We start from the raw sequence: 12,811 nt of genomic DNA, 5'->3' as shown, positions 1-12,811 counted from the left end.
TGTTATTCACGCACAATTTTGCCAGCGTTTCCTGCATCGCTGTCATTCCAGCTACCGCGACCATTTGTTTTAATGGTGTAAGTGGCATAACCGACGCGGAAGGTCATCGTATCCTTATAGGTATTTACGTCACGTACTTCCTTACCATTGACGTAAACGCCGGAACCTTCGACGTGAATATCAACGCTGCGTTGACCATTGGCAAATTTGGCCACGTAATTTCCGCTGAATTTGCCATCAATACCCGCATTATCGTAGTTATCCCGGCCTGTGGTATTTTGCTGCTCTTCACCATGGCGATGATGACGATTTTGCTGGCTGTTATCGTTCTCGATAAAGCCATGATCGTGGTTCCATTGATAGGATTTGTTCACATCACAACCATTGAGTTCGCTCATTTGCGTACAACCTGAACGTTCATACTTTTTCTGCATTGCCGGGGTAATTGCACATGCCGTTGTGGCCGTTGTCAGGCCAAGGACCAGGAGGGTCAGCAGACGTTTATTCATTTTTCACTCACTATCATCATTAAGTTTATTTATAGGAACACGAACTTTTTGGCTGTCATTTTTACGACGATGGCAGTCTCCCATTAAATATTAACGACGCATACCAGGGGTAATCCTAATTTATAATTAGGGTGAGGTGATAAATGTTGTGATACGCAACATAATAAGTAGTTGATTTACGATTTTTATACAATCTGAATAAAGAGTTAAAAGGTTTTTACTTTTTAATGGAAGATTTAATGAATTATTAATGTTGACATTAACGATGAACAAGGATGCAGGCTTGTATATAAACAGGCCTGCACGGGGAGAGTAGTCCACAATATTCAAACTTAGCGTATTTATGGATATTGTCGTCAATACAGCTCGTCTTTACCCTTGAGTGGAGATCTGTGCGCGGTGCTGCTCGGCCTGTATCTCATGAGCAAATGAATGGCCGTTATTTACTGATTGGTGAACAACCATTGCTTTTTCATGTTCATTCATTTGTGAAAATGATTGCGCATTGGTTGGTGTTGACGATGAATTATTTGCCTGCGAGGCATGTGCCTGCGCCATTTGTTGATGTGCAGAGGCATCACTGTTATTCATCATTTCATGAGCCATTGCGGCCTGTTGATGCATTTTAGGTGTTTCTGCCGCATTAACGCCAACTGAAATAAAAAACGCGATAGCTAAAAAAGAGGACATCTTATTCATCATATTTCTCCTGTTTGGGTTTACGGAAGAAAGTATAATTAATGGGGACTGTCAGTGGCGTGACAGGATTATGACGGTTGTGTCAGAGAATAGGTGATGACAGGTATAAGCGTCATCACCATAAATTACATCGCGTGCTTGGGAAGCGTCAGAATAAAGCGAGTGACATAAGGATCGGAAGTTACTGAGACTTTTCCGTGATGGGCAATCACAATCGATTTCACAATCGCCAGACCAATACCGCTGCCTTCGCCTTTACGCTGCCGTGAAGGGTCCACGCGATAAAAGCGGTCAAAGAGTCGCGGAAGATGTTGCGGGGGAATGGGGGGGCCGGGCTTCTCAACGACTATCTGGACCAGACCATCCGCCTCTTTCACCCGCACGGTTACCGACTCACCTTTTGGCGTATAGCGCATGGCATTTGACAGCAGGTTACTCATTGCCCGGCGTAACATTAATGGGTCGCCTGAAACCCAGCATGCGCGTCCTTCAAACCGTAAACCAACCTCACGCTCCTCTGCCCAGGCTTCGAAAAAGTCGAACACTTTACCGACCTCATCAGCCAGATTGAGCGCTTTTTTTTCTGGGATCAGCTGATTGTTATCTGCCTGCGCCAGAAACAGCATATCACTCACCATTTTCGACATACGGCCAAACTCTTCGAGATTGGAATACAGCACATCTTCCAGTTCTTTTTGGCTGCGGGTCTGGCTGAGCGCAATTTCCGTTTGGGTGACGAGGTTAGTTATTGGCGTGCGGATCTCATGGGCAATATCCGCCGAGAAGTTCGACTGACGTTTAAATACGTCCTCGATGCGTTCGAGCATGTGATTAAACGAACTAACCAGTTGTTCCAGTTCAATAGGCACAGCCTGCGGATCGAGACGGACATCGAGATCTTTCGAGGTGATATTTTGGATGCGACGACTAACATTACGGATCGGTTCATGGCCTTTGTATACGGCGAACAGCACGATAAAAACAATCATGATGCTAATCAGCGAAGCCGTCATAATTAACTTGTTTTTCAGATCGTTAATATAGTGCAGGTGAAAATCGATCGATAACGCCAGATACAGCGTATATGCTGGTTTTCCATCGGCAAGCTTTCCTACTGGCAGACGAATCATTCGCCAGTTAGACGATGTTTTCTGTCCGTGGATATGTCTGGAGGTTTGCAGTGTAGGACCTGAGATAATAAAAACGTCGCTGGCATGAGCATTTTTATCCGGCCTTGCGCTGGCGATAAATTGCCGAAGATCCGGCGCATTGGGCGAATGAAAAATGGCCTTCTGGTTGCTATCTACCAGAGAAATAATGACGTTCGAGTAACCCGCCACCACATTTTTTAGCGTTTCCAGTCGGCGTGATTCTGGCTCGTTAGGTTGGTTAATAATCCGCTCCAGCGTGGTGCTAATCTCTTGTAAATCATTGATGTCCTGCTCGGCGAAGTGGACTTTCACGGAGTGGATCATTATCCATGCAAAGGCGAAAAATGACGCAATTGTCGCCAGACTGATAAAAAAGGTTAGTCGTGTCGCCAGTGAAAAAGGGCGCCGCCATCGTTTACTGGCCATCAGGAACCTCAAGCATATATCCCACGCCGCGCACGGTCTGAATCAGTTTCGGCTCATAATCGTTATCAATTTTGGCGCGCAGACGCTTAACGGCGACATCGATGGCATTAGTATCGCTGTCAAAATTCATATCCCAGACCTGGGAGGCGATCAGCGAGCGGGGTAAAACTTCCCCCTGATGGCGCAGGAAAAACTCAAGCAGCGTAAACTCTTTGCTGGTCAGAGTGATGCGCGTACCGCTGCGGGTAACTTTTCTGCTGACCAGATCGACCATTAAATCCGCGACCTGAAACTGGCTTTCGACAATCACCGCCGCGCCTCGACGCAACAGCGTTCTGACCCGTGCCAGCAGTTCGGCGAAGGCAAACGGTTTAACCAGGTAATCATCAGCACCCAATTCCAGACCTTTAACCCGATGTTCAATGGTACCCAGTGCGGTGAGGAGAAGAATGGGCATTCCTTTGTTGGCGGAACGCAGCATCCGCACGATATCCCAGCCGTTTACATCCGGCAGCATGATGTCGAGTATGAGCAGGTCGTAATCGCCGGTCATCGCCAGGTGATACCCGTTCAGGCCGTTATCCGCTAAATCCACGACAAAACCCGCTTCCGTCAGGCCTTTCGTCAGGTATTCACCGGTTTTTTTCTCATCTTCGACTATCAAAACCTTCATCGCATTCTCCTTCACGCACGGGTTGTGCGGACTTTCAATTCTAGGGAAGCGGGATCGGATAGCAATCGGTTATTGGGAAAATGACAGTTTTGTCATTTTCCTGTCACCGGTTAAACAGAGTCACTTGGTTAAAGTACTGCACTATAAATTCCTACACATTTTAGGGACATCAGTCCGGTCAGGACGAGAAGAACTATGAGCAAATTTAAGCTTCTTACCCTCAGCGCTATATTCGTGCTCGCCGGTTGTTCATTGGCGCCGGACTATCAGCGCCCGGCTTTGCCGGTGCCGCAGCAATTTTCTTTAAAACAGAATGCCCTGGTAGCGGCTCCTGGTGAATATCAGGACACGGGCTGGCGGAGCTTCTTCGTTGACTCCCAGGTAAAGGCGCTGATTGGCGAGGCATTGGTTAATAACCGCGATTTACGTATGGCTGTGCTAAAAGTTCAGGAAGCGAGAGCGCAATATGGCGTCACGGACGCCGACCGCTACCCGCAACTCACGGCAGGCTCCAGTGGTACTTACAGCGGTAAATTAAAAGGTGATAGCAGCACCGATCGTGAATTCGAAGCTGGACTCAATCTTAGTTTCGACCTGGATTTCTTTGGGCGGCTAAAAAATATGAGTGAAGCTGAGCGACAGAATTTCTTTGCCAGCGAAGAAGCGCGTCGGGCGGTACACATCTCATTAATCTCCAACGTGTCGCAAAGTTATTTTAATCAGCGTCTGGCTTACGCGCAGTTGCAAGTTGCTGAAGAAACGCTGCAAAACTACCAGCGCTCTTACGCTTTTGTAGAGAAGCAACTGGTAACCGGTAGCACCAACGTACTGGCGTTGGAACAAGCGCGCGGTGTGATCGAAAGTACGCGTAGCGAAATTGCCAAGCGTAAAGGTGATCTGGCGCAGGCCAATAACGCGCTGCAGCTGTTGCTGGGTACATACGGGAAATTACCTGATGACCACGCGCGCAGCCGTGGGGATATTAAACCGGTAACGCTGCCGCCATCGCTCTCGTCGCAAATACTGTTGCAGCGCCCGGATATTATGGAAGCTGAGCATGGATTATTGGCGGCAAATGCCAATATCGGTGCTGCGCGGGCGGCATTTTTTCCGTCTATAACGTTGACCAGTTCCGTGTCCAGTAGCAGCAGCGATCTTTCCAGTTTATTTAATGCCGCCAGCGGCATGTGGAATTTTGTCCCCAAAATAGATATTCCAATATTCAACGCTGGACGTAATCAGTCCAATCTCGACCTGGCAGAAATTCGCCAGCAACAGTCGGTAGTGAATTACGAACAAAAAATTCAGAACGCGTTTAAAGAAGTGGCGGATGCACTGGTGTTGCGCCAAAGCATTGCCGATCAAATTAGCGGGCAGCAGCGTTATCTGGATTCATTGCAAATCACACTACAACGCGCCAGAGCGCTTTATCAGAATGGTGCAGTTAGCTATATCGAAGTATTAGACGCAGAACGTTCTTTATTCGCTACGCGGCAATCGCTGCTCGATCTTAATTACGCCCAACAGGTTAATGAAATTAAGCTGTTTGCTGCCTTAGGCGGCGGTTGGGTGGAGTAATCCTTAATATTAACCTTTCAGGAGCATCAATTATGAATACTACCGCCAAAGCTGTGCTGTTTAGTCTTTTCTCTATGATCATGTTTAACGCTCAGGCCAATGAGCATCAGCATGGTGAGATGATGAATATGCAGCCAGCGGCTCAACAGGAACAACTCATTAGCGCCACCGGGGTGATTGAAGCTGTTGATATGGAAAGTAAAAAGATTACGATCAAGCATGATCCTATTCCTGCGGTGAACTGGCCAGCCATGACTATGCGTTTTACACTGGTTGCCGATACGAAGGCTGATGATATTAAGCCAGGCGATAAGGTCGCGTTTACGTTTGTTCAGCAGGGAAATCTCTCTGTGTTACGCGATATTCACATTAGTAAATAACGTTCTCGTTGGTCTCTTTTATTCTTGCCCGGGTTTTTGCGAACGCGGGTGAGACTATCGCGCAATGGAAATCACTATGGCGTCTTTAAATATTAAAAATACCGCGCTTATTCTCGCTGGCATGATTGCCGGTGGGGTTATTTCTGTCGGTATTTATACTTATTATTCATCCGCAAAAGCAACGGCTGAAACCGGTCAGGCTTCGCCAAAAGAAGCCAGAAAAGTGTTGTTCTGGTACGACCCCATGTACCCAAACACGCGTTTTGATAAACCGGGTAAATCGCCATTTATGGATATGGATCTGATCCCGAAATATGCCGATGAAGAGACCGCGAACGCGTCATCACCAGGCGTGCGCATCGATCCTACACAAACCCAGAACCTGGGGCTGAAAACAGAGCCAGTGCGTCGTGGACCACTGCACTACGCGCAAACTTTCCCGGCCAACGTTAGTTATAACGAATACCAGTTTGTTATTGTCCAGGCACGCTCAGCGGGCTTTATCGAGAAGGTTTACCCACTGACCGTGGGGGACAAAATTAAGCAAGGCGCGCCGCTGATCGACCTGACTATCCCCGATTGGGTTGAGGCGCAGAGCGAATATTTATTGCTGCGAGAAACTGGCGGCAGCGCGACGCAGGTGGAAGGAATTCTGGAGAGATTACGTCTGGCTGGAATGCCTGAAGCGGATATTCAGCGTTTAAAATCGACGCGTAAAATTCAGACCCGCTTTACCCTGAAAGCGCCTATTGATGGGGTGATCACCGCATTCGATTTACGTACTGGTATGAACATTTCCAAAGACAATGTGGTCGCGAAAATTCAGGGTATGGACCCGGTATGGGTCAGCGCGTCGGTCCCGGAATCTATCGCCTGGCTGATTAAAGACGCCTCGCAATTTACCATCACCGTGCCCGCCTGGCCGGATAAGCCTTTCACCATCAGCAAGTGGAGTATCTTACCCAGCGTTGATGCTACCACGCGTACGCTCCAGCTCCGTTTACAGGTCGATAATCCTGACGAGGCGCTCAAGCCCGGGATGAATGCTTACCTGCAACTGAAAACACAAAGCGAGCCAATGCTGCTGATCCCGTCTAAAGCGCTAATTGATACGGGTACCGAGCAGCAGGTAATCACCGTTGATAACGAAGGTCGATTTGTGCCGAAACAGGTTGCGGTATTCCATGAATCTCAAGGACTGACGGCTATCCGCTCCGGCCTGACCGAAGGTGAAAAAGTGGTTTCCAGCGGTCTGTTCCTGATTGATTCCGAAGCGAATATCTCTGGCGCACTGGACCGTATGCGCGCCCAGAACAGTAAGACGCAAGACGCAGCCTCCATGCCAGCCCAGGCGACCCATTCACACTGAGGATATGATAAATGATTGAATGGATTATCCGCCGCTCGGTGGCAAACCGTTTTCTGGTGATGATGGGGGCGCTGTTTCTCAGTATTTGGGGAACCTGGACCATCATCAATACCCCGGTTGATGCGCTGCCCGATCTCTCTGATGTTCAGGTGATCGTCAAAACCAGCTATCCGGGTCAGGCGCCGCAAATTGTTGAAAATCAGGTGACCTACCCGCTGACCACCACCATGCTGTCGGTACCGGGCGCGAAAACTGTGCGTGGTTTCTCGCAGTTTGGCGATTCCTACGTGTACGTCATTTTCGAAGATGGTACCGATCCTTACTGGGCGCGCTCGCGCGTACTGGAGTACCTCAACCAGGTTCAGGGAAAATTACCGGCTGGCGTTAGCGCGGAAATGGGACCGGACGCTACGGGTGTCGGCTGGATATTTGAGTACGCGCTGGTGGATCGCAGCGGGAAACACGATCTGGCGGAATTACGTTCTCTTCAGGACTGGTTTTTAAAGTATGAGTTAAAAACGATTCCCAATGTGGCGGAAGTCGCCTCGGTAGGCGGCGTGGTTAAACAGTATCAGGTCGTTATCGATCCGATGAAGCTGACGCAATATGGCATCAGTCTGGCGGACGTGAAATCGGCGCTGGATACGTCGAATCAGGAAGCGGGCGGCTCATCTGTTGAGATGGCTGAAGCGGAATATATGGTCCGCGCCAGTGGATATCTGCAAACGCTCGATGATTTCAATAACATCGTCCTGAAAACAGGGGCCGACGGTGTACCTGTTTACCTGCGCGATGTGGCGCGCGTACAGATTGGGCCGGAAATGCGCCGTGGGATCGCCGAACTGAATGGCGAAGGCGAAGTGGCGGGCGGGGTGGTTATTCTGCGGTCCGGTAAAAATGCGCGTGAGGTGATCTCCGCGGTTAAAGCCAAGCTCGATACGCTGAAAAGTAGCCTGCCGGAAGGCGTAGAAATAGTTACAACATACGATCGCAGTCAGCTCATTGACCGCGCCATTGATAACCTGAGCTACAAGCTGCTGGAAGAGTTTATCGTTGTTGCGCTGGTGTGTGCATTGTTCCTGTGGCATCTGCGTTCTGCGCTGGTGGCGATTATTTCCCTGCCGCTGGGGCTGTGTATCGCGTTCATCGTGATGCATTTCCAGGGGCTGAACGCCAATATCATGTCGCTGGGGGGCATTGCCATTGCCGTCGGGGCGATGGTCGACGCCGCCATCGTGATGATTGAAAACGCCCATAAGCGGCTGGAAGAGTGGGGGCATCAGCATCCGCATGAAAAGCCGGATAACGCAACGCGCTGGAAGGTCATTACTGACGCCTCGGTAGAAGTCGGCCCGGCATTGTTCATCAGCCTGCTGATTATCACATTGTCGTTTATCCCTATTTTCACGCTTGAGGGGCAAGAGGGGCGACTGTTCGGGCCGCTGGCGTTCACCAAAACGTATGCCATGGCAGGTGCGGCGTTTCTGGCCATCGTGGTTATTCCGATCCTGATGGGATTCTGGATCCGCGGAAAAATACCTGCAGAAAGCAGCAACCCGCTTAACCGTTTCCTGATCCGTATTTACCATCCGCTATTGCTGAAGGTATTGCACTGGCCCAAGACCACCATTCTGGTGGCGGTGCTTTCAATACTGACGGTTATCTACCCGCTGAATAAAGTCGGTGGCGAATTCCTGCCGCAGATTAACGAAGGTGACCTGCTGTATATGCCTTCGACATTGCCGGGGATCTCAGCGGCGCAGGCAGCGGACATGCTGCAAAAAACCGACAAGCTGATCATGACCGTTCCGGAAGTGGCGCGCGTGTTTGGTAAAACCGGTAAGGCAGAAACCGCAACAGACTCCGCACCGCTGGAAATGGTTGAAACGACGATCCAACTGAAGCCGCAGGACCAGTGGCGTCCGGGGATGACGATGGACAAAATCATTGCCGAGCTGGATAAAACCGTACGCTTGCCGGGACTGGCGAATCTGTGGGTTCCGCCGATTCGTAACCGTATCGACATGCTCTCTACGGGGATCAAAAGCCCAATTGGCATTAAGGTGTCAGGTAACGTTCTGGCAGATATCGACGCCACGGCGGAGCAAATTGAAGAGGTGGCCAGAACCGTGCCGGGCGTCTCTTCGGCACTGGCTGAGCGCCTGGTCGGGGGGCGCTATATCAATGTGGATATTAATCGGGAGAAAGCGGCCCGGTACGGAATGACCGTCGGCGCGGTGCAACTGTTTGTCACCTCAGCGGTCGGAGGCGCAATGGTCGGCGAAACTGTGGAAGGGATTGCACGTTATCCGATTAACCTTCGCTATGCGCAGAGCTATCGTGATAGCCCGGAAGCGCTGCGTAATCTGCCCATTCTGACGCCCATGAAACAGCAAATCACGCTGGCGGATGTTGCAGATGTGACGGTGGTTTCGGGCCCTTCGATGCTGAAAACCGAAGATGCGCGACCAACCAGCTGGATTTACATCGACGCCCGCGATCGTGACATGGTCTCAGTGGTGAACGATCTGAAAAAAGCGATCGCTGAAAACGTACAGTTAAAACCGGGGACCAGCGTGGCGTTTTCCGGGCAGTTCGAGCTGCTTGAGCGCGCCAGTCATAAGCTCAAACTGATGGTGCCGATGACGCTGATGATAATCTTCGTTCTGCTTTATCTGGCCTTCCGTCGCTTTGGTGAAGCGCTGCTGATTATCACCAGTGTGCCTTTTGCGCTGGTGGGCGGCATCTGGTTCCTTTACTGGATGGGGTTCCATATGTCGGTTGCAACCGGAACCGGATTTATCGCCCTGGCAGGTGTTGCTGCGGAGTTTGGCGTGGTGATGCTGATGTACTTGCGCCACGCTATTGAAGCCGACCCCGCGCTGGAAAATCCGCAAACCTTTGCGGTGGATAAGCTGGATGAAGCGTTATATCACGGTGCTGTGCTGCGCGTGCGCCCGAAAGCGATGACCGTGGCGGTGATTATTGCGGGTCTGTTACCTATCTTGTGGGGGACGGGAGCTGGCTCAGAAGTCATGAGCCGCATAGCCGCGCCGATGATTGGCGGCATGATCACCGCACCATTGCTCTCACTGTTCATTATTCCGGCCGCTTATAAGCTGATGTGGCTGCATAGGCATCGCCACCAAAAGTAATGCCCTGAAGCGCTCGTCTGCCTCGGTTTTACTGCCGAAGCAGGCGTTGCGTTATGCCGCCAACGCTTTCACGCGTTTGCGGTACTCGCCTGGCGTGCAGCCAAATTCCCGTAAAAAGACTTTATGAAACGACGATTCGCTGGCGTAACCCACCGACTCGGCAATAACGATTAACGGCTGTGTACCGCGCGATAGCATCTGGGCGGCGAACTGCAGGCGCAGCGCGGTTAACACCGCCAGCGGCGTGGAGTTTGATACTTCACGGAATAGCTGTGCGAAGCTGGCCCGCGACATATGTGCACGTTTTGCCAGTTCTTCGACGGTCCAGGCAAAAGCCGGTGACTCCAGCATCATGAATACAACGGCTCCAAGCCTGGGGTGCAGCAGTAAATTCAGCACATTTTTAGCGGGTGTCGACTGGGCGAGCCACTCGCGAACGGTTAACGCGAACAGCGTAGCGCATTGCTGGCTGCAAACGATGCTGGAGCCAGGCAGGTCGTTGATGTATTCCTCCTGCATTAGCGTAATCATGGCCTTCAGCCAATGGCTGACGGGGCTGTTCTCCTCAGGCGCCAGTAATAATACTTCCGGAAGCGCGGTTAAAAAATAGCGTGAAGATGCCTGTAATCGCAGGCTCCCGCAGACAATATGCGTTTGTTCTTCCCCTGTCTGGCACAGACGATGCGCGGAGTTTTGCGGCAGAATGACTATTGTTCCAGGGCGTAATGTGGAAGATGTTCCGTCAGGCATATCCAGTTGAGCGAATCCCTGGGTTACCGTATGCCAGCGAATAACGGACAGTTCACCCGCCGCATGCGGTAGTTGCCAGTCCCTGCTCAACAGGCAGTTTTGATCAATCGAGCCCTGCGGGTCGTTAAGCATAAGTAATCGGCTAAGTGCGTCCATGAAGACTCCTGGGCAGTTTTTGCTAATGCTAATTGAGATGAAAACAATGCTATTACACATAATTTTATTAATAATTTTATGGTATTAGTTTAATTTCTCAATAAGTTGAGTGGAAGGGAAAGAGCGGTTTTTTAGACGATTTGACAGTAATTGGCGCGTTATGGATACATTGTTCGTGCATCGCTAAACCTATAATTCAGTTCAACAAACGAACAGTGACATGGCGGAGAGACAGCATGAATCAGTATCAGGCGATTGTTATCGGATTTGGTAAAGCGGGTAAAACGCTGGCGGCAACACTGGCCAAAACGGGTTGGCGGGTAGCGATTATTGAACAGTCAAACACCATGTATGGTGGGACATGCATCAATATCGGCTGCATTCCCACCAAAACCCTGGTACACGATGCTGAACTTCAGCATGACTTTGCCGCAGCGATGCAGCGCAAGACCTCCGTTATCAGTTTTCTGCGCGATAAAAACTTCCACAATCTTGCCGATCTGGAAAACGTGGATGTGATTGAAGGTCGTGCTGAATTCATTGATAACCATACAGTGCGGGTCGTACAGCCAACAGGTGAGGTTGAACTGAGCGGCGAGAAAATCTTTATTAATACTGGTGCCCAGTCAACGATTCCGAACGTTGAGGGATTAACCACGACGCCTGGCGTATTTGACAGCACCGGGTTGTTGAATTTGACGCAACGTCCCGAGCGTCTGGGCATTTTGGGCGGTGGGTATATCGGCGTTGAATTCGCATCGATGTTTGCCAACTTTGGTAGCAAAGTCACTATTTATGAAGCAGCTCCGCAGTTTTTGCCTCGTGAAGACCGGGATATTGCTGACACTATCGCCAACATTTTACGCGACCAAGGCGTTGAGCTGATCCTCAATGCCAACGTGCAGTCTGTCTCCTCTCACGATGGTGCAGTACAGCTGCACATGCCGGAAGGTACCCAGACGGTGGATGTGCTGCTGGTGGCATCGGGTCGCAAACCGGCGACTGAAAATCTGCAGCTGCAGAATGCGGGTGTAGATGTAAACGACCGTGGTGCCATTATTGTAAATAAATATCTACGTACCTCGGCAGATAACATATGGGCAATGGGCGATGTCACTGGTGGATTACAATTTACCTATATCTCGCTGGATGACTTCCGTATTGTGCGCGACAACCTGCTAGGCGAGGGGGTACGTAACACGGGTGATCGTCAAAATGTACCATATTCCGTCTTTATGACGCCGCCGCTTTCCCGCGTCGGAATGACTGAAGAACAGGCTCGTGCCAGTGGTGCGGCGGTGCAGGTCGTGACGTTGCCGGTAGCGGCTATCCCGCGTGCGCGGGTGATGAATGATACCCGTGGCGTACTTAAAGCGGTGGTGGATAGCGAAACGAAACAAATATTAGGTGTGTCGCTGCTGTGCGTGGATTCTCATGAAATGATTAATATCATCAAGACGGTTATGGATGCGGGGTTACCTTATACCACATTGCGTGACCAAATATTTACCCATCCAAGCATGAGCGAATCACTAAACGATCTCTTTTCTCTCATTAAATAATAATAGCGTAGTCTACATATTTGCCCCACCCGTGTGGGGCTTTTTTATTTGTTTTTATACTTCCTGATACTAATTGACAGTTATTTTGGCGTTACGGATGAAATAAAATAAAGTGACATGTTTTATTATATTTCCACTGAAATAACTTGTTAATGGGAATAGAAATGAACATGTTTAAAACTACGTTACTAATGACTGCATTACTGACTGCTCCGGTGACATTTTCCGTGTTAGCGCAAACCGAGGTTGCCCACGTTAGCGTATCAGCTGTGTCTGGCACTCCTTCCGTGGTGGAAGATGCCATTGCGAAACTGGCACAGGAAAAGAAAGCGACTTCCTGGAAAATTACCTCAATGCGTATTGATAGCAGCACTCACGCAACGGCAATTTTGTACAAGTGAGG

General features: G+C 50.1%; 11 protein-coding genes. 6 read left to right on the top strand and 5 right to left on the bottom strand.

The window, feature by feature from the left end; translation table 11 throughout:
* Positions 1–2: 2 nt before the first annotated feature.
* From SK39_RS05110 to cusR, 4 genes are all read right to left on the bottom strand, one after another.
* Positions 3–509 carry a hypothetical protein gene (locus SK39_RS05110; protein ID WP_048216723.1) on the bottom strand — a complete coding sequence of 169 codons (507 nt, stop codon included), beginning with the start codon at positions 507–509 and terminating at the stop codon, positions 3–5.
* 372 nt (positions 510–881) lie between these two features.
* A complete protein-coding gene (locus SK39_RS05105) occupies positions 882–1,208 on the bottom strand; it encodes a hypothetical protein (RefSeq protein WP_048216722.1) in 327 nt (108 codons plus the stop codon).
* A 125-nt stretch (positions 1,209–1,333) separates the two neighbouring features.
* On the bottom strand, positions 1,334–2,785 hold the full coding sequence (locus SK39_RS05100; RefSeq protein ID WP_048216721.1) for a Cu(+)/Ag(+) sensor histidine kinase: 1,452 nt from the start codon (positions 2,783–2,785) through the stop codon (positions 1,334–1,336).
* Entirely contained in the window at positions 2,775–3,458 is a 684-nt protein-coding gene (gene cusR, locus SK39_RS05095) for a copper response regulator transcription factor CusR (protein ID WP_003021940.1), read from the bottom strand. The genes SK39_RS05100 and cusR overlap by 11 nt, the downstream gene beginning before the upstream one ends.
* A gap of 195 nt (positions 3,459–3,653) precedes the next feature.
* Here cusR and SK39_RS05090 point away from each other — a divergent pair, with 195 nt between their 5' ends.
* The 4 genes from SK39_RS05090 to SK39_RS05075 all read left to right on the top strand — a co-directional run bounded on the left by SK39_RS05090 (position 3,654) and on the right by SK39_RS05075 (position 9,940).
* Entirely contained in the window at positions 3,654–5,036 is a 1,383-nt protein-coding gene (locus tag SK39_RS05090) for an efflux transporter outer membrane subunit (RefSeq protein WP_048216720.1), read from the top strand.
* 32 nt (positions 5,037–5,068) lie between these two features.
* A complete protein-coding gene (cusF, locus tag SK39_RS05085; protein WP_016149747.1) occupies positions 5,069–5,416 on the top strand; it encodes a cation efflux system protein CusF in 348 nt (115 codons plus the stop codon).
* A 76-nt stretch (positions 5,417–5,492) separates the two neighbouring features.
* Positions 5,493–6,785, top strand: coding sequence for an efflux RND transporter periplasmic adaptor subunit (locus SK39_RS05080; RefSeq protein WP_048216719.1), 1,293 nt, complete (start codon positions 5,493–5,495; stop codon positions 6,783–6,785).
* Between the two features lie 11 nt (positions 6,786–6,796).
* Positions 6,797–9,940, top strand: coding sequence for a CusA/CzcA family heavy metal efflux RND transporter (locus SK39_RS05075; protein ID WP_048216718.1), 3,144 nt, complete (start codon positions 6,797–6,799; stop codon positions 9,938–9,940).
* A gap of 51 nt (positions 9,941–9,991) precedes the next feature.
* Here the strand turns inward: SK39_RS05075 and rclR are convergent, their stop codons facing one another.
* Positions 9,992–10,846 carry a reactive chlorine-specific transcriptional regulator RclR gene (gene rclR, locus SK39_RS05070; RefSeq protein WP_044699470.1) on the bottom strand — a complete coding sequence of 285 codons (855 nt, stop codon included), beginning with the start codon at positions 10,844–10,846 and terminating at the stop codon, positions 9,992–9,994.
* 236 nt (positions 10,847–11,082) lie between these two features.
* On the opposite strand from rclR, the gene rclA reads away from it, so the two are divergent.
* Entirely contained in the window at positions 11,083–12,408 is a 1,326-nt protein-coding gene (gene rclA / locus SK39_RS05065; protein ID WP_032936916.1) for a reactive chlorine resistance oxidoreductase RclA, read from the top strand.
* A 170-nt stretch (positions 12,409–12,578) separates the two neighbouring features.
* Positions 12,579–12,809 (top strand): reactive chlorine resistance periplasmic protein RclB, encoded by a 231-nt coding sequence (gene rclB / locus SK39_RS05060; RefSeq protein WP_003021959.1) that lies wholly within the window; start codon positions 12,579–12,581, stop codon positions 12,807–12,809.
* Positions 12,810–12,811 lie beyond the last annotated feature (2 nt).

This window comes from Citrobacter sp. BIDMC107 (assembly GCF_001037575.1).
GTDB classification, from domain to species: Bacteria; Pseudomonadota; Gammaproteobacteria; order Enterobacterales; family Enterobacteriaceae; genus Citrobacter; species Citrobacter freundii.
This window is presented reverse-complemented; position numbering and strand designations above follow the sequence as displayed.